Here is a 21094-nt window from a genome sequence, read left to right on the forward strand (position 1 = left end):
CACAGCCGACCATGACCACTCCCTTCATTGCCAAGGCCCTGGCCAGCACAGCCTTGTTGATCTCGCTGGGCACGGCCCAGGCTGCCGTCATCTTCAAGGACGCGCAGCTGCAAGCCCTGCAAGAGGGCGGCAAATACGCCGAACTCGAACAGCTGGCGCAGGCCCGCCTGAAGACCAACGCGGCCGATGCCGAGGCCAGCGCAGCCCTGACCCTGGCGCTGACCTTTGCCGACGCCGCCGACCCCAAGCGGCTGGAGGCCGGCGCCAGGCAGGCCAAACTCTGTACCGATCAGCACCCCATGGTGGCGGTCTGCCATCTGGCGACGGCTCAGAACCTGAGCATGCAAATGCTGGGCATGGGCATGGCCCGGGCCATGCGCAGCGTGGGCAGCCTGAAGGATGTCTGGATCCGCACGCTGGAGCTGGAGCCCAGCAGCTTCACTGCCCGCGTGCAGCTTGCCAGGCTTTTGCTGACCGTGCCCGGCATCATGGGCGGCAGCGTCTCCAAGGCCCGCGAGCTGGAAGCCGCGGTGCGCAGCAGCCAGCCCGACACCGCGCGCATCATCCGCGTCTTCATCGCCGCCGAGGCCAAGAATTGGGGCGAGATGGAGAGCGAGTTGCTGGCGATTAAAGCCGGCAAGGACGCCGCCCTGCAGGACGAGGTGCGCGAGGCCACCATGCTGCTGGCGCTGAACTATCTGAAGGACGGCAAGGACCTGGCCAAGGCCCGCGGCCTGTATGAGGGCCTGCAACGCGAGCAGCCCAACAAGGCCGGCGGCTTTTACGGCATGGGCCGGGTCCACGCGGCACAGGGTCAGACCGACGAGGCGATTCGCTCACTGGAGCGCGCCAGGATCCTGAGCGGCGCCGAGGACTATCCCATCGACCATCGCCTGGGCGATGCCTATCTCGCCAAGGGCGACAAGGCGCAGGCCAAGGCGGCCTACGAGCGTTTCCTGGCCAACAAGCGCGCGAACCCGGCCAATGCCGAAGACGCGCGCAAGAGCCTGGCCAAGCTGGGCTGATGGTGGAGAGAAGGAAAAGACCGTGACGAACGAGCAAATCCCGCTCTGGCGCCTGCACCTGCCGCGCGCCTACCCGCTGTGGCGGGCCGGGGCGATGACGCCGAATGTGCGAGAGAGCGCCTTTGCCTGCCTGATGGGTGTGGTGCTGACGCCGCTGGTGCTGCCCTGGCGCCATATCGCGCATCACTACTTCCGCAAGACCGCTGAGCGCTGGCGTTAGTCGACGCACCCGCAGCTGCCCACCATCGGTCCTCGCACTCAAAGGTATTCTGCCGTGATGCCAACCCCCCCTGCTTCCATCAGCTTCAGCGAGCGGCTCGCGCCGCCCGGCTGGCGTGCCCTGTTCGGCTGGCGCCGCCTGCGCACCGTCGCCATCATCTGCGCGCTCTTCGTGCTGCTCTTCAGCTTTGGCTGGAAGGCAGGTATGTGGGTGCTGGTGACAAGGATCTTCGGCGTTGGCCTGAGCTTGCTGCTGGTGTTCGGCCTGTTCGAGCAATGGCCGCGCCGGCTGCCCGGCTGGCTGGCGCGCTGGGCCCTGCAGGTGGCGGCGGTCGGCGTGACCGTCCCCGTCGCCATGTTCATGGCCTACCTCTTGAGCACGGCGCCGGGCGCGCCGATGTTCTGGCATGAGCCCAAGCGCCTGGAGGGCTTCATGACCTTCACCTTTCTGGGCATGCTGGTGGCGCCCTGGACGGCGCTGACGGCCCTGCTGCGCCAGCGCGAGGCCAAGGTGGAGAAGCAGGCCATCGACTTCGAGCTGGAGCGCAGCGAGATGGCCCGCCAGGCGCTGGACGCGCGCATGCGCTTGCTCAGCGCCCAGGCCCAGCCGCATTTCCTGTTCAACACCCTGGCCAATGTGCAGGCCCTGGTGGAGGCCGGCTCGCCGCGCGCGCCCCGGCTGCTGCAAAGCCTGACGGATTACCTGCGCGCCGCCGTGCCGCGCCTGGATGGCTCGGCCAACACCCTGGGCCAGGAGCTGGAGCTGGTGCGCGCCTATCTGGAGCTGATGCAGATGCGCATGCCCGACCGCCTGGCCTTTGCCCTGCATATCGGTGCCGGCGTGCATCTGCTGCCCTGCCCACCCATGACCCTGCTGACGCTGGTGGAAAATGCGGTGCAGCATGGCATCGACCCGAGCGAGGAAGGCGGCCGCATCGACGTGCATGCCGAGCTGCTGGAGGGCGGGCGCTGCCGCCTGCGCGTGGTGGACACCGGCGTGGGGCTGCAGGCCACGGGCGGCGGCCTGGGCACCGGCCTGGCGGCGCTGCGCGAACGCCTGCTCTGGGCCTATGGCGGCAGCGCCAGCCTGGACTTGAGCGAGGTGGCGCCGCATGGCGTGCAAGCAAGGATAGAGTTCGCCCGTAAGGAATCTGAATGATGCAGGCCACCGCCCTGATCGCCGACGATGAGCCCCTGCTGCGCGAGATTCTCGAAGCACGCCTTGCCGCCGCCTGGCCCGAACTGCAGATCGTGGCCCAGGCGCGCAACGGCCGCCAGGCCATCGAACTGTTCGAACAACACCAGCCGACGATCTGCTTTCTGGACGTGCACATGCCGGGCCTGAGCGGGGTGGAGGTGGCGCGCCATATAGGCAAACGCGCCCATCTGGTGTTTGTCACCGCTTTCGATCAATACGCGCTGGAAGCCTTCGAGCAGGGCGTGCTGGACTATCTGGTCAAGCCGGTCGCGGCGGCGCGCCTGGGCGAGACGGTGGAGCGCCTGAAGGCGCGCCTCTCACAGGCCCAACCGGCGGTGCACAGCGAGGCCTTGCTTGTGCAACTGGCGCAGCGGCTCAAGCTGAATCAGCCCGAGCCGCTGCGCTGGGTGCGCGCCTCGGTGGGCGCCTCACTGCGCATGATTCCGGTGGACGATATCGACTATCTCAAGAGTGACACCAAGTACACCCTGGTGGCCTACCGCGACGAGGGCCAGGCCGCCGAGGCGCTGATACGCATGCCGCTGAAGGACCTGCTGGCGCAGCTCGACCCCGCGCACTTCAGCCAGGTGCACCGCTCGGTGGTGGTGAATCTGCGCTCGATCCGGCGCCTCACCCGCGGCGACAACGAGACCGGCGAGATCGAGCTCAAGGGCCGCAGCGAACGTCTGCCGGTGAGCCGCAGCTACCTGCCGATGTTCAAGGAGATGTAGGCGGGCGCCGCGCGCCCTCAGCGCCAGCGCTCCAGCTGCAGGTAGTACCACATGCCCAGGGCCAGCATGCGCTGGCCCAGCCAGTCGCCCACCGGCACGCGCCGGTGGCGAAAGCGCTGGAACAGCTCGAAGCCGCGCGGGCTGCCCAGCAAGGCGGCCGCCATCACCTCGCCGACGATGTGCGAGGTGGCCAGCCCATGGCCGGAATAGCCCTGCGCGTACCAGACCCGGGGCGAGAGCTTGCCGAGCTGGGGGATGCGGTTGATGACGATGCCCATATGGCAATGCCATTGGAAGGCAATGCCCACGCCGCGCAGCTGCGGGAAGGTGCGCTCGATGGCGGGCCGCAGCTCGGCGGCGATGTCGCGCGAGGCCGCGCCCGAGTAGTTGGCGCCGCCGCCGAACAGCAGCCGGCCATCGGCCGTCATGCGGTAATAGTCCAGCACGAAGCGGCTGTCGTAGACGGCCAGGTCCAGCGGGTTGAGCTGGCGCGCCAGCGCACCCAGCGGCTCGGTTGCGACGATGCCGCCGGCCGCGGGGAAGATCATGCCGCCCAGCTTGCGCGGCTCCAGCCGGTGGTAGACATCGCCCGCCAGCAGCACCTGGTCGGCCACCACGCGCCCCTGCGGCGTGCGTATCGACGGCGTGGGCCCGTGCTCGATCTCCAGCACCGGTGAGTCCTCGAACAGCAGCCCGCCCAGGCCCGCCAGCGCGCGCGCCTCGCCCAGGCAGAGATTGAGCGGATGCAGGTGCATATTGCGGCGGTTGACGATGCCGCCGTGGTAGAGCGGTGTGTCGAGATAACGCCCCATCTCCTTGGCCTCGACCAGCTCGACATCGGCGCCCAGGCCGCGCTCGACCATCTCCGCATGGGCCTGGCGCATGTCGCGCATATGGCCGGCGCTGTAGGCGGCGTGCAGATGGCCCAGCTTGAGGTCGCAGGCGATGCCATAGCGCTCGATGCGGCGGCGGATGATGTCGTGCCCGCGCCAGCGCAGCATCCAGATGAAGTCGTCGGCGGCCTCGGCGCCGATCTGGCGCGCCAGCTGGCGGCGCATCGCGGCGTCGCCCGAGAGGCTGCCCGTCACCTGGCCGCCGTTGCGGCCCGACTGGCCCCAGCCGATGCGCTGCGCCTCCACCAGCGCCACCCTGACGCCGCGCTCGGCCAGCTCCAGGGCGCTGGCCAGGCCGGTGAAGCCGCCGCCGATCACGGCCACGTCGACGCGCTGCTCGCCCTCCAGGCGCGGATAGCGCTGCGCGCTGTTACGGGTGGCGTTGTAGTAGGAGCGGATGCTGTCGTCCATGCGTCCGCCCTCAGACCAGCTCGAGATAGCGCTCGAGTTCCCAGTCCGTCACCGCCTCATCGAAGCGCGCCACCTCCCAGGCGCGCGTCTCGACGAAATGGCGCACGAACTCCTCGCCCAGCAGCTCGCGCGCCAGTTCGGAGCGCGCCATCGCCGCGGTGGCCTCGGCCAGGGTGGACGGCAGGCGCGGCAGCGATGGCGTGTCGCCGGCCGGCGGCAGCGCCAGCCGGTGCTCGATGCCGTAGAGGCCCGAGGCCAGCGCGGCGGCGATGGCCAGATAGGGATTCGCATCGGCGCCGGCGCTGCGCGTCTCCAGCCGCATCGATGCCGCACTGCCGGGGATCACGCGCAGCGAGGCATTGCGGTTGTCGACCGCCCAGTTCGGCCGCACCGGCGCGAGGTTGCGGTCCACCAGGCGCTTGTAGCTGTTCACGAAGGGGGCGTACATGGGCAGCAGCTGCGGCAGCGCGTGCAGCTGGCCGGCCATGAAGTGGCGCAGCGTGTCGCTCATCTGGTGGGCGCCGCGCGCATCGTGGAAGCAGTTGCGCCCATCACGCCACAGGCTCTGGTGCAGATGCTGGCCGCAGCCGGCATAAGCCGTCGAGTACTTGGCCATGAAGGTGCTCAGGAGGCCGTGGCGGCGCCCGATCTCGCGCACCGCCTGCTTGAACAGCACCGCGCGGTCGGCCGCGCGCAGCGCCTCGGTGTAGCGGATCGCGGCCTCGAAATTGCCGGGGCCGGCCTCGGTGTGCAGGGCCTCCAGCGGCACGTCGATGGCGTTCAGCTGGGTGAACAGATCGCGCACGAAGGCATGCTGGGCATCGATGCGCAGGGGCGAGTAGTTCGTCAGGCCCTGGGTGGCCGTCTGCAAGCCGCGGTAGCCCTTGGCGCGCACCGAGACCTCGCTCTCGGCCAGCAAAAACCACTCAAACTCGACGCCGATCTGCGCCGTGAAGCCCATGCCTGCCGCCTTGGCCAGCACCTTCCTGAGCAGCTGGCGTGGGCAGATGGGCAGCGGCGTGCCATCGGGCTTCACATGCTCGCCGAGGATCAGCCAGCGCCCCTCGTCCCAGGGCAGCCGGCGCGCGGTGCTGGCGTCGAGCCTGAGGCCGATGTCGGGGAAGCCGGTGTGGAAGCCGGTGAACGAGACCTGCTCGTAGAGCCGGTCCTGGATGTCCCAGCCGAACAGCGCGCTGGCGATGCTGCCGCCCGTCTCCAGCATGCTGGCGATCTTCTCGCCGCTGAGGTGCTTGCCGCGGCACACGCCGTCGATGTCGGTGACGGCAAAGCGCACATAGGGTTCGCGTTCCAGCAGTTCCCTGCTGAGTGTGGTGCTTGGTCTTTCATCCATGATCTTTCAGCTTCCTTTCAAGCGGTCTGCACATGGCAGAATCCGCGCCACATATGTCGTCAAAGAGCGCCCTCAAACCCGCCGGCACGCGCCGCGTTCCGCAACAGGAGCGCGGCGTCAAGACCATCGAGGTGATCCTGCAGGCGGCCGGCCAGGAGATCGAGCGCGGCGGCCTCGCCAAGCTCACCACCAAGCGCATCGCCACCGCGGCCGGGCTCTCGGTGGGCGGGCTCTACGAGTACTTCCCCAACAAGGAAGCGGTGGTCCATGCCCTGGCCAGCCGCTGGCTGGAACAGATCAAGGACGCGATCGCCGCGGTGCATCCGGCCAAGACCGGCTGCCAGGATCTGGTGCGCTACCTCACCATGGTGTTCGAGGCGGTCAAGCCGCATTACCAGCAGGTGCCCGGCGTGAGCGGCCTGATCTCGGTGCTCTCCTCGGTGCCCGAGCTGCAGGCGCTGGAGGACGAGATCGACGTGCAGGTCAACGGCCTGCTGGCCGACGCCATCGCCAGCCTGGTGCCCCATGTGGACGCCGCGCAGTGCATGACGATGGCGCGCGCGCTCACCATCCTGGACCATTACCTGCTGATCGAGGCCATCCTGCGCGACCCCGCCAACGCGGCGCTCTACGACGAGCACCACCGCGTCTGCCAGTACGCCCTCGCCACCAACCTGATGCTGATGAACGAGCGGGCGCGCGCGGCCGCCCTCGCCAAGCAGCCCTGAGGCTCAGCAGGCCGGCGGGAACTGATCGACGAACAGGCGCGAGCTGCCGGCGCGCGCATGGTTGGCGGCGACGCGGAACACCGTCTCGTCGTCATAGGCGTTGGCGACGATCTGCATGCCGGTGGGCACGCCGATATCCGACAGGCCGGTCGGCGCCGCCAGCACCGGGTAGCGGTTGAGCAGGTTGAAGGCCGGGGTCAGGCACCAGCCCAGATAGGCCTCGACCGGCTGGCCATCGAGCTCCAGCATCGCCTGCGCCACCGGGTCCTGGTCGGCCGGCAGCTGGGTGCTCACCAGGGTGGCGCAGATGAAGGCGGCATAGCCCCGGCCCCAGACCTTGGCCTGCATCTCGCGGTGCAGCTGCTGGGCCAGCAGGGCGCTGGGCATGATGGAGACGGGCGCATCCTTGGCCTGGTCGCGCAGATGCCGGACATAACTGCAGAGTTTGTCGGCATCCGCATCCGGGATGTCGTTCATGAACTCATCGACGAAGATCGCGCGCAGGCCGTCCAGCAGCACCTTGTTGATCTGCTCCAGGTCCCAACGGATGTCGACCTCCTCGACCACCGCACCGCGGCCGCGCAGGCCCTCCAGCGCGCGCAGCAGGTTGCGCTGCACGTCCGGGGCCAGCGCCGCATGGCCCAGGGCCGGGCTGTAGGCGATGCGCATGCCCTGCAGATCGCCGTACTCGGTAGGCAGCGGCGTGAACGGCAGGGTCGTGTAGGAGTTGGGGTGCGGGCCGGCCAGCACGTTCTGCATCAGCACCAGATCGTCGAAGCTGCGCGCCATCGGCCCCTCCACCGCCTGGGCGAAGTACTCGTCGGTGGGCGTGCAGGCCAGGCGGCCGAAGGGCGGCTTGTAGCCGTACACGCCGCACAGCGAGGAGGGGATACGGATCGAGCCCGCCATATCGCTGCCGGTGGCCAGCGGCGCCACGCCGGCGGCCAGCGCCGCGCCCGAGCCGCCGCTGCTGCCGCCGCAGGAATGCGCCAGCGACCAGGGGTTGCCGGTCACGCCGTAGAGCTTGCTCCAGGTATGGCCCAGCACGCAGAACTCGGGGTTGGTGGCCTGGAAGTAGGGAATCGCGCCCGCCTCCAGCAGCTTGTCGACGATGGGGTGGTTCTCGGCCGCGACCTTGTCCTTGAAGACCAGCGAGGCCAGCGGCCGCGGCCAGCCCTTCACCGCCGTCTCCTCCTTGATGATGACCGGCACGCCCTCGAGCGCACGCGCCCTGCCCTCGCGCCAGCGCCGCCCCGACTCGCGCGCCCGCTCGCGCGCCTCATCGGCAAAGATGCCGGCCGCGCAGTTCACCGTGGCCTGCTGGCGCTTGGCCGTGGCCAGCAGGGTCTCGAGGTAGTCGGCCGGGTCCAGGCTGCCGGCACGGAAGCGCGTCAGCAGCTCGCTGGCGGAAAGGTAGGTGTTGTCGTTCATCGTTTGCTCGTTCGTTGAAGTGCTCGTTTCTTCGCCGATGTGGGGCCGGAACTCTCAACCCACGAGTCGGCATCTCAGAACTACCCGGGCCGGGCTGATGGCAAAGCCCTGGGCGGGTGGCCGCTGCGGCCCGGATGCGCAGGCCCTCGCTCAGCTCGGGCTCCCCTGCGGTGCTCGGCCCTTGCGGCCTGGCGCACAACTCTCTGCGCTCACCTGCGGCTCGCTCCGTTCAAACAAAGTGCGCCAATCCAGTGCTTGAAGCGCGCGAGGTCGCGCGCGGCCACAAGGTCCTGTGCTCCTCGGCAGCGCAAAAGGGCCGCCGCAACCACCCACCCAGGGCTTTGCCAACACCGCTGCTTGTGCGCACCCTCGTGCTCCGAGCGTGCTTCGAGCGGCCCAGGCCGGCAGGTGCGAGGCCCCATTGGCGGTGCCGAGCCGCGCAGCCAAACCGGGTTGCGCATCGCTCCGGGCGATGCGTCGAGCGCAGCTTGTCTGAGCACCGAGCACAGTTGGCCGCCGCAGGCGGACAACGGCCCGCAGGGGTGCGAGGGCGAGTTCTGCGCGAGTCCCGGTTTGACGAGCAGCGAGGGGAGCCTGAACGCAGTGAAGGCCTCCGCCTCTGGGGCCGAGTGCCTGCCGGCCTGGGCCGCGGCGCGCGCGAACCGGGCAAGGCGCCAAATGCATCAGCGACTTCATGGGCCCGTCGCGCCGGGATAGAAGGCCGAGTCCGGGCGCGGCAACCACCATGCATGCATGCGCGGCTGGTGGTCGAGGACGACCATCTTGGTGCGGCGGAAGGCGTCGAGGCCGAAGCGGCCGAGTTCGCAGCCGAGGCCGGACATCTTGGCGCCCGAGAAGGGCAGCGCGTCGTTGTCGATCAAGGGGTTGTTGACCCACACCATGCCGGACTCCAAGGCCTCAGCCGCCTCCATGGCCTCGGCCAGGTCGGTGGTGTAGACCGAGGCGCCGAGGCCGAACTCGGTGTCGTTGGCCAGGCGCAGCGCCGCGTCGAAATCGGCCACGCGGCAGATCGCCGCCACCGGGCCGAAGCATTCCTCGCGCATGATGCCCATCTGCGGCGTGACGCCGGTGAGTATGGTGGGCTCGTAGAACCAGCCCGCCTGCTCGCAATGCGGCGGCACGCGGCCGCCGCAGACCAGGGTGGCGCCCTGGGCCACGGCCTCGGCCACCAGGCGTGCCACCTTGTCGCGCGCGGCACGGCTCACCAGCGGGCCGATCTCGGCCATGCCCATGCCATCGCCCACGCGCAGCTGCCGGGTGCGGCGCGCGAACTCGGCGACGAAGGCGTCGTGCACCTCGTCCACCACGAAGAAACGCTCCGACGAGGTGCACACCTGCCCGGTCAGCAGGAAGGCCGAGTTGACGCAGCCGGCCGCCGCGATCTCGATCGGGGCGTGGCGCGAGATGATCATCGGATCGCTGCCGCCCGCCTCCAGCACGCAGGGCTTCATGCGATCGGCGCAGGCCACGCCCACCGCGCGCGCCGCCGCCACGCTGCCGGTGAAGGCCACCGCATGGGTGCCGGGGTGCTGGATCAGCAGCTGGGCCGTCTGCGCATCGCCGGGCAGGCAGGCCAACAGCCCCGCCGGCAGGCCGGCAAAGTGCTGCATGAACTGCAGCGTGCACAGCGAGGTGGCCTCGGCCGGCTTGACGATGCAGGCATTGCCGGCCGCCAGCGAGGCCGCCACGGTCCAGCACAGCAGCAGGATGGGGTAGTTGAAGGGCAGGATGTGCACCGAGACGCCATAGGGCTCGTAGCGCATGTACTGGAAGGAGCCGGCCTGGTTGCTGCCGGCCACCTTGCCGCCGTCGTCGCGCGCCAGCTCGGCGTAGTAGCGGAACACCGAGGCGCAGATCGAGAGCTCGCCCACCGCATCCGGATAGGGCTTGCCCATCTCGCGGCACAGCAGCTGGGCGAGCTCGTCGCGCAGCGGTGATTGCTCGATCGCCTGCGCCACGCCATGCAGCAGGCCTGCGCGGGTTTGCGTGTCGGTGCGCTTCCACAGCCGCTGCGCCAAATGGGCGCTGGCCACGGCGCGCGCCACATCGGCCTCGGCGCAGATCGGATAACGCCCGACCGGCGCCAGCGTGGCCGGGTTGATGGAGGCCTTGTGCGCTTCAGCGAGCGGCGGCAGATAGCCGCCATCGAGGAAGAGCTGGGGTTCCTGCGGGTCGAATCGGGTGCTATGCATGGCTCATCAGGCTCCGCGCAGGTCCATCAGCACCTCGCGGGCGCAGCGCTGGCCGGACTCGACCGCACCATTCAGGAAGCCCGAGTGCAGCAGCGAGGCATGCTCGCCGGCGAAATGGCAGTTCTGTTGCCGCACGCCCTGGTAGCCGTAATAGGCGGTGTAGCTGCCCACCGGATGGGCCGTGTAAGCACCCCTGCTCCAGGCATTGCCGGGCCAGTAGTTCAGGAGCGCGCGGCCGTTCCAGAGCGGCTTGATGCCGGGGAATACGAGTTCCAGGCTGTCCAGCATGTCGGCGGCCTTCTGGTTGATGGGGCGGTCGTTCATCGCCAGCGCGGCGCGGTCGCCGGTGAAGCTGGTCAGGATGCCCTCGGTGCCCGGCTGGGCCCGCGTGACCTCCCAGCTGATCTGGTAGCCACCCGTATCGTTGTCGGTCAGGCCGTTGTAGCCCTGCTCGCGCCAGAGGCGGCGCTTGAACTGCAACTGGAACTTGGTGTGCATGCCCATGCGGAAGTTCTGGATGGTCGCGAGCTTCATGCTGTCGAAGCCGGCGCGGGCATAGTCCACCGAGCTCTGCAGCACCGAGAAGGGCAGCGCCAGCACCACATGGTCGGCCTGCACCTCGACGCTCTGGCCGGCGCAGCTGAAACTCAGCGTGTAGCTCTGGTCGGCGTTGCGCACCAGCTTCGTCAGCGCATGGCTCCTGATGATCTGGCCGGCATCCAGGCGCTGGGCCATGCCCTTGACGAGCTGGTCATTGCCGCCGCGGATGTGATAACGCTCGTCCGAACCGCGCGGCGCGAAGAAGCCCACCAGATCCAGCGCGCTGGCCTCGCTGGCGGCCACGCCGGCCGAGGCATCCATCAGCAGCTTGAGCAGCTGGCCGAGGCGCGAGTTCAGGCCGCCGGGGATGGTGCGGGCGATGTAGTCGGTCACCGACAGGTGGTCCAGCTCCCAGCCGCGCTGCGTGTAGTTGTCATAGGTCTGCGGCCAGGGCGCGGCGCGGTTGTCGGCGTCGAACTGCGCCTGCACCGCGGCAAAGTCGTTCACCTGCTCGTCCCAGGTATAGCGGGCGCCGGCGATCCAGAAGGTGATCTGGCCGCCCGCCGCGCTGTCGTAGGCGGCCAGGTCGTCCAGCACCAGATCGAGTTCGCGCGCCAGCTCGCGCAGCTCGCGGTGGCCGGTGTCGATCAGCTCGCCGCCGTTCTCGGCCACCTGGCCCGGGAAGGCCGTGGTGTTGGACCAGCAGCGGCCGCCCAGGCGCTCGGAGGCCTCGTAGACGGTGGCGATGACGCCGGCCTTCTTCAGCTCATAGGCACAGGCCAGGCCGGCCAGGCCCGCGCCCACGATCACCGTACGGGTGTTGGTACCGGCCTTCCCGCGCGGCTTGGCGGCGGCCGCCAGCAGCGGCGTCGAACCCAGCGCAGCGGCCGAACCCGCCGCCTGCAGCAGCTTGCGGCGTTCGCGCAGCAGGGCCAGCGCGGCGTCGTTGGACAGGTGTTCATGTTCGTTGCGCAAGCGTGCCACGTCCATCACGCCGGCCAGGACCTTCATCAGGGGAGTGCGAGCCATCTTGTCTGTCTCCTAAATGTTTTTGTGCGCGGGCTGGGAGGGAGGTTCTGCGGGCATCCCGGACGGCCCGCCCCGGGACAGCAGTCGATAGGCCAGGCCGGCCAGCAGCCAGCCGCCGCCGACGGCCAGCGCCATGGCGCTGAGATGGCTCAGGATCGTCAGGATCACGGCGATGCCCATCAGCGGTGCCAGCAGGTGGCTCCACCAGCGGCGGCCGGCCCGGCGACCGAAACGGACCAGCACCGACAGATGCACGGCCATGAAACCGGTCAGCGCGCCGACGCTGATGAAGATGGCGAGCTCGCTGATGCGGTTGCGCATCGCCAGCGCGATGCCCAGCGACACCGCGGTCGAGACGACCATCGCCACCCAGGGGTTGCCATGGCGGCGGTTCACCTTGGCCAGCACCGCCGGCAGGGTGCGGTCGCGCCCCATCGCGAACAGCACGCGGGCCACGCCCACCTGCATCGGCAGCACATTGGGCACGCCCACCACGATGGTCAGGAACCAGGCCAGCGCGACCCCGGCCCCCGGGCCGGCCAGCTGGTCCAGCAGCTCGTAGATCACCAGGGCCGGGTCGTGCACCGTGAAGCCGGCCAGCAGATTGCCCATCACCCAGGACACCCCCACGCACAGGCTGCCGGTGATGGCCAGGTTCGTCAGGATGGCCCGGCCGACCAGGCGCGTTTCGCCATCCCTGACCTCCTCGGCCAGCGTCGACACCGCGTCGAAGCCCAGATAGCTCATCACGCAGATCGAGGTGGCGGCCAGCACGGCGCTGCCGTCCCATGGTCCCGCCGGCAGCAGCGGCGCCAGGCTCAAGGCCCCGCTGCCCCGGCCGCCCTGCAAGGCCCACAGGCCCAGCAAGGTCACGCCGCCGACCAGCAGCAGTTGCAGCAACACCGACAGCATGCTGACCCGCGAGGTGACCGTGATGCCATACCAGTTGACGACGACGGTGACCCCGACCGAGATCAGCACCCAGCCGGCACGGCCGACGCCCGGCATCAGCGTCTCCAGGCCGACCGCACACATGGCATAGATGAAGGCCGGCACCAGCAGGTAGTCGAGCAGGATCATCCAGCCGGCTAGAAAGCCCGCGAAGGGCCCCATGGTGTGGCTGGCGAAACCGTAGACGGAACCGGCGCTGGGCAGCTCGCGCGTCATCACCGCATAGCTGCTGGCGGTGAAGTAGACGCACAGCGCGCCCAGCAGGAAGGCCAGCGCGATCAGGCCATGCGACTCCTCCCAGACAAAGCCGGCCATGGTCAGCGGCGTGACCGGCGCGGTATAGGCCAGGCCGTAGAAGACCAGGTCGCGGTAGCTCAGGGCGCGCTTGAGCTGGCCTTGTTGATCGGTGCTCATGGGGTGAGTTCTCGGGTTTGATGAAGGTGGGCAGGCATGGCGATCGTCTCAGAGTGCCGGGCGCCGGCCCGCCCAGCAGGCGGCCTCGATCGCCGCGCCGATGCGGAACACGCTGCCCTCGTCGAGCGTGCGGCCGACCACCTGCACGCCGATCGGCACGCCATTGCTGGCCACACCCGCGGGCACGCTAAGCACCGGATGCCGGCTCAGCAGATTGAAGGGATAGGTCATGGCATCGCTGCGCAGGATCGCGCTGCTGTCGCTCTCGCCCTCGGCCGAGCTGCCGATGCTGGCCATGGTGGGGCAGATCAGCGCGTCGTGGCTGGCCATCAGGCGCGCCATCGAGTCGTACATGCGCCCGATCACCTCGTTGGTGGCCAGGTACTGCTCGCCGCTGACCTTCAGGCCGTCGGCGGCGAACTGGCGGATGTAGTCGCTGGTGGGCGCGTCCTGCAGCAGGATGCGGCTGGCGAACTCGCGCCCGGTCTCGTAGCCCAGGCGCTGCAGCACGGCGTCGGCGGCGCGCTCATCCCAGTCCAGCGCCACCGGCTCGACGATCGCGCCCTGCTCGCGCAAGGCCTGGGCCACCTGCTCGAGCGCGCGCCGCACATCCTCGTGCACGCGGTAGAAGTTGAGGTCGTAGGAGAGCGCGATGCGCAGGCCCTTGACGGGCGCGAACGCCAGCGGCACCTCCAGCTTGGGGCTGACGGTGGCGGGGTCGGCCGGATGCGGGCCGTTCACCACATTGAACATCAGCGCGCAATCGGCCACCGTGCGCGCCATCGGGCCGATATGGTTCATGGTGTGCAGGGCATAGCCGATCGGCGTCACCGGCACCCGGCCATAGCTGGGCTTGAGCCCGACCACGCCGCAGTAGCTGGCGGGGATGCGGATCGAACCGCCGATGTCCGAGCCCGAGGCCAGCGTGGTCATGCCGGCCGCCAGCGCCGCGCCGCTGCCGCCGCTGGAGCCGCCCGGGGTCATCGCCAGGTTCCAGGGATTGCGGGTCACGCCATGCCGCACCGAGCGGGTGAAGCCGGCCATGTAGAACTCCGGCACATTGGTCTGGGCATGGATGACGGCGCCGGCATCGAGCAGGCGCTGGGTGATCGGCGCGTTGACGGTGTCGGGCTGGTTGCCCTGCAGCCAGGAGCCCTTGGTGGTGACCCAGCCGCACAGGGTGTGCTCGTTCTTCAGCGCCACCGGAATGCCTTCCAGCGCGCGCAGCGGGGCACCGCCTCGGGCATAGCGCTGCTCGGCCTCGCGTGCCGCCTGCATGGCCAGCTCCAGGCGCTGGGCGCTGAAGGCATTCAGCTGCGGCTCCAGCTTTTCCGCCTGCGCCAGCTGGGCGTTCAGCAGCTCGACCGGCGAGAGCTCGCGCTGGCGGAACAGTTGCAGCGCCGCGCTGGCGCTCAGGTAGCAGAGCTCGTTGGATTCGGATGGGATGGGCATGGATGGATGAAGAGAGTTCGGGTCGGGTGACTCAGTGCGAGTCGATGGGCAGGGGGCCCTGGTTCGAGAACAGCAGCGGCGCGCGGTTCGCGTCATCCGCGAGCAGCGCGGCCAGGCGCGGGCGCTGCGGCTGGGCCTGAGGATGGAAGCTGGCGCCGGCGTCGTCGCTGCGCAGCAGCTGGCCGTCCTGGCTGACGGCCAGCGCGCCGCGCTCGCCCAGCCTGACGAGGCCCGCAATCGATGTGTTGGTGCCGGCCTCGATGCGGCCCCAGCTGCGGCCCGCATCGGCGCTGCGGTAGAGCGCGCCGCGCAGGCCGCCCGCCAGCAGCACGCCATCCGCCAGCGCGGCGCCGGCCCAGAAGGAGCCGCGGTAGCCGGTGGCGAGATAGCTCCACTGCTGGCCGCCATCGGCCGAATGCAGCAGATAGCCCTTCTCGGCCGCGGCATAGAGCGTGCCGTCGGGGCCCGCGAACAGGCCGTAGAGATTCAGGTCGGCGCGCTTGGCACCGGGCGGTGCGGGCAGCTCCTGTGCCTGCCAATGGCGGCCGCCATCGCGGGTCAGCAGCACTAGCGACCACAGGCCCACGGCCACGCCATGCTCGCGGTCGAAGAAGTGCACGGCGAACAGCGGCCGGTCTTCCTGCGGCGCGCTGCGCTGCAGCGTCCAGCTGTCGCCGCCATCGGCGCTGTGCAGCACCACGCCGGCATGGCCCACCGCCCAGCCCTCGCGCTCGTTGGCGAAGGCAACGCCGGTGAGCGTCACGTCCACCGGCACGGTGCGGGCCTGGCGCCAGCTGGCGCCGTGGTCGTCCGACAGCAGCACCACGCCATGCGCACCGACCGCCACCGCACGCTTTTTCTGCGCGCCCGCCCAGGCGGCCGCCAGCATGGGCGCCTGGCTCGCATGTGCCACGCGCTCGGCCGGCTGCAGGGTCACGGCACGGCCATCGACCGCCAGGGCCAGGCCCAGTAGCAGGGTGGCGGCGCGTTTGCAGAGTGTCTTCATCATGGTGGCTGGCCTCGTCAATGCAGCATCAGGCCGGGCACGCGGGCGGGCCGGCGGCGCGGCAGCAGGCGCTCCAGCCATACCGCGAAGGCGGGCAGCGCCGTCATCGCCATCACCATATTCACCATAAACATGAAGGCCAGCAGCTTGCCCATATCGGCCTGGAACTTGAGCGCCGAGAACGACCAGGTGGCCACGCCCAGGGCCAGCGTGATGGCGGTGAAGATGGTGGCCGTGCCGACCTCCAGGATCGCCTGCTCGAGCGCCTGCACGATGGACTGGCCCCTGGCCAGATGCAGCTGCAGGCGGTTGTAGATGTAGAAGGCGTAGTCGACGCCGATACCCACCGCCAGCACCATCACCGGCAGGGTGGCCACGGTGAGGCCGATCTGCAGTTCCTTCATGAACCAGTAGCCGATGAAGGTGCCGATGGTGAGCGGCAGGCAGCAGGCCAGCACGGCCCGGAAGTCGCGGTAGGTCGCGAACACCAGCAGCACGATGGCGGCATAGACGTACAGCATCATCGGCAGCTCGCTGGCCTCCAGCGTCTCGTTCACCGCCGCCAGCACGCCGGCATTGCCCGAGGCCAGGCGGATCTGCACGCCCGCCTCGGCATGGCCGGCGGCGAAGGCCTTGACGGCCTCGATGACGCGCTGGATGGTGACCGCCTTGTGGTCGGTCAGGTAGAGGTGCACGGCGGTCATGCTGCAGTCCTTGCGCATGGTGCCGCGGGTGCGGGCGATCTCGGTGGCCAGGGCCGCGAAGTTGGCGGCGTCCAGGGGCACCGCTTCCATCTTCGGGTTGCCCTCGTTGTAGCCGAGGTTGTACTGCTTCATCTGGTCGGAGAAGGCGCTGACGGACAGCACGCCGGGCACCGGCTGCATGGCCCAGACGAAGCGGTCCTGGAACAGGCCGATGTTGACGTTGCCGCAGAAGCCGATGCCGTCCTGGGTGGCGAGAGCGCCAGGGGCCGCGCTGGCCTCGAAGATCACGGTCAGCCAGTCCAGGCCGGTGTCGTAGTTGGCGGCGATCGACACGGCGTCGCGGTTGAAGCGCGCATCCGGGCGCAGCTCGGGTGCGCCCGGCTCCACCGTGCCGACCACGCGGCCATGGCTTTGCCACACCGCCAGCCCGAACAGCACGGCGACCAGGCCCAGGCAGACCGCGGCATGGCGCGGCCTGGCGATGCGGGCCAGCAGGCGCAGCCAATCGGCGCGCGCCTCGCGCAGCGCCATCGCGGCATCGGCATAGCTGCGCTCGACGCGGAAGAAGGAGGCCGCCACCGGCAGCATCAGCAGGTTGGTGACGATCTTGAAGGCCACGCCCAGCGAGGCCGCGATCGCCAGCTCGCGCACCATCGGGATCGGGATCAGCAAGAGCGTGATGAAGGAGACAAAGGCGGTCGCCAGCGCCAGCGTGCCCGGGATCAGCAGGCCCGTGAGGCTGGCGCGGCAGGCGGCCTCGCAGCTCCGGCCCAGCGAGACCTCGCGCACGATGAAGTTGATCTGCTGCACGCCATGCGAGACGCCGATCGCAAACACCAGAAAGGGCACCAGCACCGCCAGCGGGTCCAGGCCGAAGCCCAGCAGCTGCAGCGCGCCGAACTGCCACACCAGCGAGGTGAAGGAGCACAGGATGGGCAGCAGCGTGAACAACAGCGAGCGGCAATACCAGTAGACCGCCGCGGCGGTGAGCAGCAGGGCCAGGCCGAAATAGGCCAGCACCGAACCGGCGGCGTCGGCGATCTCGCCCACCTGCTTGGCGAAGCCGATGATCTCGATCGCGAAATCCTGGTCCTCGAAGCGCTGGCGCAGCTGCTGCTCGAGGATGCGGTTGTAGGCCACGTAGTCGAGCTGGCGGCCGTCGGCGCCGGTCTCGATCAGCTCGGCGCTGATCATGGCGCTGTCCTGCCCGCGCGAGACCAGGGTGCCGACGAAGCCGCCCTGCAGCGCCGCCGCCCGGATCTTGGCGATGCTCGCCTCATCCAGGCTCTCGGGCGTGACGCTGCCGTCGATGAGCGGATCGGCGCGGAAGCCCTCCTCGGTGATCTCGTTGACGAAGCTGTTGGGCGTCCACAGCGACTGCACACCCAGCCGCTCGACATTCGGCAGAAAGGTCACCGCCTGCGTCACCTGGTAGAGCCGGCTCAAGGCCGCCGCGGTCCAGATCGTGCCCTGGCGCGCCCGCACCACGATGTTGAGGCGGTTCGCGCCCATCACATCGTTGCGGTAGGCGTGGAAGGTCGCCACATAGGGATGGTTGCTGGGCAGGTGCTTCTCGAAGCCGGCCTCCATGCGCAGCCGCGAGCCGAAATAGCCCATCACCAGCGTCAGCAGCAGCAGCGCCGCCATCACCAGCTTGCGCCGCCCGAAGCAGAAGGCCTCTAGGCGATCCAGGAAACGCTGCGTCATCGCCGTCATGCCCCTCAGAAGTTGCGCGAGGCGTTGAGGCCGATGAAGCTGCGGTCGCGGTAGGGCTGGTCGACCGCCGTCTCGCCACCCATGAAGCGGGCGTAGTTGACGGCAAACTGCCAGCGCGCCGGGTTCTGGATGAAGCTGACGATGAAGTTGGCCGAATGCGCGCCCTTCATGAAGGTGGCGGCGCCATTGGGCGTGCGGCCGCTCAGCGCGCGGAAGTAGTAGAGCTCCGGCACCACCTGCCAGCCCGGGATCAACGAGCCGTCGTAGACCCAGCTGAAGTCGAAGTTGATGCCCGCCGAGTTCTTCGTGCCCACCGCCACCGGCGTGCCGCTGGCCGAGGTCTGCTGGCCCCAGCCCCAGCCGCCGGCCGAGATCAGGTCATCGCCGTACTGCTGCTGCAGGCGCGGGAAGCGTATCGCCACCGCCTCGGCCAGCAAGGTGCCGGTCTGCGCGCCTAGCAGATTCAGCAGCCCGGGGGCCGAGTCCGGCGTCAGGCTGAACAGCGCGGTGAGCGCCAGCTGCATGCGCGAGGTATCGACCCAGCAGTTGCCGTTCTGCGAGGCGCAGCCGGTGGTGGCGGCGTTGATGGTGGCCGCGTCCTTGGGGCGGTAGGAGAACTCGGCGCCGATGGCCCAGTCGCCCAGCGGGAAGTTGGCCGAGAGGCCGTAGAGCTTGCGGTTCTCGCCGTACACCCAGCCCATGCCGCCGTTCGGGTCGTTGAAGGTGAAGGACGGCGACTTGTCGTGGTAGTTGATCGCGTAGGCGCCCAGGTTCAGCTGCGTGCCCTGCGGCTGGTAGCGCAGCGAGACGCCCCATTGGCCGCTGTTTTTCGCCTTGGTTTCCGGATAGCCATAGGCGCCGTGGCCGGCGCCCAGGCCGTTGAAGCTGGACCAGAAGCTGCCGGTGGGTGGCATGTAGTTGGCGTTCCAGCCCAGCTGCACATAGCCCTCGATGTTCAGGCCATGGCCCAGGCCGGCGGCGGCGCTGACGATGGGCGCGGGCAGGATGGCCTCCTTGAGCTGGGTGCCGGGCTGCGAGAGGCGCATCACGTCGACCGCGTTGGTGACGTTGATGCCGCCCGGGATGAACAGGCTCTCGCCCCAGCTGATCACCTGGTTGCCGGCGCGCACGCGCACGGACTGGTCCTCAAAGTCGAACTTCTTGCTGACCCAGAGGTCCAGCACGCGCGCCTTGAAGCGCAGGTCGCGGCGTGCGTCATCGGCCAGGTTGCCGTCCAGGCCCGGCGGCGTGGTGGCACTGCTCCAGCCGGTGGTGCGAGTGGCCGAGAAGTCGCGCAGCCAGCTCACCCGCGCCATCGCGGTGACGCTCTCGGGGAACTTGAGCAGCAGCTCGTGCGAGCCCTTGAGGTAGGTGGTGAAGGCATCGCCCTTGGCGTAGTTGAGGTCGCCCTGGTCGCCCAGGCCGCTGGTCCAGGCCAGGCGGCCGGCCGGCCCGCCGCTGTTGCCCTCGATGACGCGGCCGCCATCCGGGGCATTGGTACGTATGCCGGTACCGACGCTGAGGGTCGAATCGAAGCTGCCCGAGACGAACTCGGTGTTGAAGGTTTCGGCGCTGGCGCCAGCGCAGACGATGGCCGTGGCGGCCGCGACGGCGCGCGCCGCGAGTTGGGGCTTGTTGATCACGAAGCTCTCCTAGTGGTGTCGAGGCGGATCAGCGATCGCTGATGGCACGCAGGTTGTCCGAGGTGTAGAAGGGCGCCTTCATGCGCTCGCCGCTCGGTTCGGTCAGCCACCGGACGTCGACGCCCGCACCCACGGTGCTGAAGTCGAAGATGTAGCGGCCCTCGGGCAGGTTGTATTGGCTGAAGGCGGCCACGTCGCAGCTGCCGGTCTCGTAGACCGGGATCAGGTAGCCCTCGCGCACCTTCCAGAGCGCGCCCTGCATGTCGTAGTCCTCGGCCAGCACGGCGTTCCAGCTGTCCTCGTCGAGGTAGTAGGTGCGCTTGGGCGAGACATGGCGCGCGCCCTTCTTGACGCTGGCCTCGACCACCCAGACGCGGTGCAGCTCGTAGCGGCGCGCGCTCGCGGCCAGCGCGTTCTTCTGCACCAGGTCCGACACCTTGGCCTTGAAGTCGTAAACGCCCAGCGCGTTGTAGGGCACCAGCAGTTCCTTCTTGCCGACCAGCTTCCAGTCGAAACGGTCCAGCGTGCCGGTGAACATGATGGTCTCGTCCAGCAGGTACTGGTTCTCGAAACCGATCTGCGGCGCGTCGTAGGCATAGGCCGGCAGGCGGCGCACGCGGCGCTGGCCGGGGAAGTAGTAGAAGGTCTCGCCGCTGGGGTTGTCCAGCAGGACATTGGCCGCCAGCGCCTGACCGGCCAGCGCCGCCGGCGACTTGTAGCTGAAGTAGGTGAAGTACTCGATATTGCCGACGTCAGAGAGCTTGGCCGAGCCCTTCTTGCCCCAGGGGTAGAACATGGTCTGCTCGAAGCCGGCCTGGATCCAGTCCTCGCTGCCGCGGCGCGGCGAGACGAAGGTGAAGCCGTTGGGGAAGTCCGTGCCCACCCCGTGGTAGCGCATCTTGAAATTCATCATGGCCTGCGCGCCGGTGCTGGGCAGCGGGAAGGGAATGCCCGGCACCGCTGCCGACTTGAGGCTCCAGCCGTCCTCGCCCATCTTGGCGGCGCTGACGTTCTTCCTGGTGTTCTCGGCCACGAAGTCCGGCGCGCCGCAGCTGCGCCGCGTCGGGTAGACGTCCATCTGGAAGCCGGGGTTCTGCTTCAGCAGGGCCAGCTGGCCGGGGCTCAGCTGCTCGGCATGCTCGGCGGCATTGGCGGCAGTGATCGAGTGCAGCGGCTTGTCGGCCTTGTACTTCCAGAAATCCTTGCGCAGCTTGCCGTAGGCCCAGCCCTCGCTGGCCTGCGCCTCATTCGTCCAGGCCGGGATGCGGCCATCCTTGCTGGCGGCCGCGTCGCCGCCCAGCGGGGTCAGCTTGCCGCCGAGTTGGCTGGCGTCGGCCGCGATGGCGTTATTGGGGCCCGCCAGGGCCAGGCAGGCCGCGGCCAACAGGGCCGCATGGAATCGACGCTTGGAAATCGGATCAGCCATTTCTAAGTCTCCA

General features: G+C 69.1%; 16 protein-coding genes. 5 read left to right on the forward strand and 11 right to left on the reverse strand.

Annotated features, from left to right (window positions below; translation table 11 throughout):
- Positions 1–11: 11 nt before the first annotated feature.
- Genes PFX98_RS02980 through PFX98_RS02995 form a run of 4 tightly spaced genes read left to right on the forward strand, consistent with a single transcriptional unit; the run spans position 12 to position 3173 of the window.
- Positions 12–1025, forward strand: a complete 1014-nt coding sequence (locus PFX98_RS02980; RefSeq protein WP_285233686.1) for a tetratricopeptide repeat protein — start codon at positions 12–14, stop codon at positions 1023–1025.
- A 22-nt stretch (positions 1026–1047) separates the two neighbouring features.
- Positions 1048–1245, forward strand: a complete 198-nt coding sequence (locus tag PFX98_RS02985) for a hypothetical protein (protein WP_285233687.1) — start codon at positions 1048–1050, stop codon at positions 1243–1245.
- A 57-nt stretch (positions 1246–1302) separates the two neighbouring features.
- Positions 1303–2403 carry a sensor histidine kinase gene (locus tag PFX98_RS02990; protein WP_285233688.1) on the forward strand — a complete coding sequence of 367 codons (1101 nt, stop codon included), beginning with the start codon at positions 1303–1305 and terminating at the stop codon, positions 2401–2403.
- Positions 2400–3173: a LytR/AlgR family response regulator transcription factor gene (locus PFX98_RS02995; protein WP_285233689.1), complete on the forward strand. Its 774-nt coding sequence runs from the start codon at positions 2400–2402 to the stop codon at positions 3171–3173. The genes PFX98_RS02990 and PFX98_RS02995 overlap by 4 nt, the downstream gene beginning before the upstream one ends.
- A gap of 17 nt (positions 3174–3190) precedes the next feature.
- Here the strand turns inward: PFX98_RS02995 and PFX98_RS03000 are convergent, their stop codons facing one another.
- Positions 3191–4477: an NAD(P)/FAD-dependent oxidoreductase gene (locus tag PFX98_RS03000; protein ID WP_285233690.1), complete on the reverse strand. Its 1287-nt coding sequence runs from the start codon at positions 4475–4477 to the stop codon at positions 3191–3193.
- A gap of 10 nt (positions 4478–4487) precedes the next feature.
- Positions 4488–5828: a glutamine synthetase family protein gene (locus PFX98_RS03005; RefSeq protein ID WP_285233691.1), complete on the reverse strand. Its 1341-nt coding sequence runs from the start codon at positions 5826–5828 to the stop codon at positions 4488–4490.
- Positions 5829–5881: 53 nt separating this feature from the next.
- Between PFX98_RS03005 and PFX98_RS03010 the strand changes: the two genes are divergently transcribed.
- Positions 5882–6556 carry a TetR/AcrR family transcriptional regulator gene (locus PFX98_RS03010; RefSeq protein WP_285233692.1) on the forward strand — a complete coding sequence of 225 codons (675 nt, stop codon included), beginning with the start codon at positions 5882–5884 and terminating at the stop codon, positions 6554–6556.
- A 3-nt stretch (positions 6557–6559) separates the two neighbouring features.
- Here PFX98_RS03010 and PFX98_RS03015 read toward each other — a convergent pair whose 3' ends face one another.
- The 9 genes from PFX98_RS03015 to PFX98_RS03055 form a co-directional block, all read right to left on the reverse strand.
- Positions 6560–7987, reverse strand: a complete 1428-nt coding sequence (locus PFX98_RS03015; protein WP_285233693.1) for an amidase — start codon at positions 7985–7987, stop codon at positions 6560–6562.
- A gap of 692 nt (positions 7988–8679) precedes the next feature.
- Positions 8680–10200 (reverse strand): aldehyde dehydrogenase family protein, encoded by a 1521-nt coding sequence (locus PFX98_RS03020; RefSeq protein ID WP_285233694.1) that lies wholly within the window; start codon positions 10198–10200, stop codon positions 8680–8682.
- A gap of 6 nt (positions 10201–10206) precedes the next feature.
- A complete protein-coding gene (locus PFX98_RS03025) occupies positions 10207–11769 on the reverse strand; it encodes a flavin monoamine oxidase family protein (protein ID WP_285233695.1) in 1563 nt (520 codons plus the stop codon).
- 12 nt (positions 11770–11781) lie between these two features.
- Entirely contained in the window at positions 11782–13134 is a 1353-nt protein-coding gene (locus tag PFX98_RS03030; protein WP_285233696.1) for an APC family permease, read from the reverse strand.
- Between the two features lie 48 nt (positions 13135–13182).
- Positions 13183–14586 carry an amidase gene (locus tag PFX98_RS03035; RefSeq protein WP_285233697.1) on the reverse strand — a complete coding sequence of 468 codons (1404 nt, stop codon included), beginning with the start codon at positions 14584–14586 and terminating at the stop codon, positions 13183–13185.
- Between the two features lie 31 nt (positions 14587–14617).
- Positions 14618–15595, reverse strand: coding sequence for a YCF48-related protein (locus PFX98_RS03040; RefSeq protein WP_285233698.1), 978 nt, complete (start codon positions 15593–15595; stop codon positions 14618–14620).
- 14 nt (positions 15596–15609) lie between these two features.
- On the reverse strand, positions 15610–18003 hold the full coding sequence (locus PFX98_RS03045; protein ID WP_285233699.1) for an efflux RND transporter permease subunit: 2394 nt from the start codon (positions 18001–18003) through the stop codon (positions 15610–15612).
- A 14-nt stretch (positions 18004–18017) separates the two neighbouring features.
- On the reverse strand, positions 18018–19652 hold the full coding sequence (locus PFX98_RS03050) for a DUF1302 domain-containing protein (RefSeq protein ID WP_285235526.1): 1635 nt from the start codon (positions 19650–19652) through the stop codon (positions 18018–18020).
- Between the two features lie 31 nt (positions 19653–19683).
- The gene (locus tag PFX98_RS03055) at positions 19684–21081 is read right to left on the reverse strand and encodes a DUF1329 domain-containing protein (RefSeq protein ID WP_285233700.1); all 1398 of its coding nucleotides are present in this window, start codon (positions 21079–21081) and stop codon (positions 19684–19686) included.
- Positions 21082–21094 lie beyond the last annotated feature (13 nt).

The organism is Paucibacter sediminis, from assembly GCF_030254645.1.
In the GTDB taxonomy this organism is placed as follows: Bacteria; Pseudomonadota; Gammaproteobacteria; order Burkholderiales; family Burkholderiaceae_C; genus Paucibacter_B; species Paucibacter_B sediminis.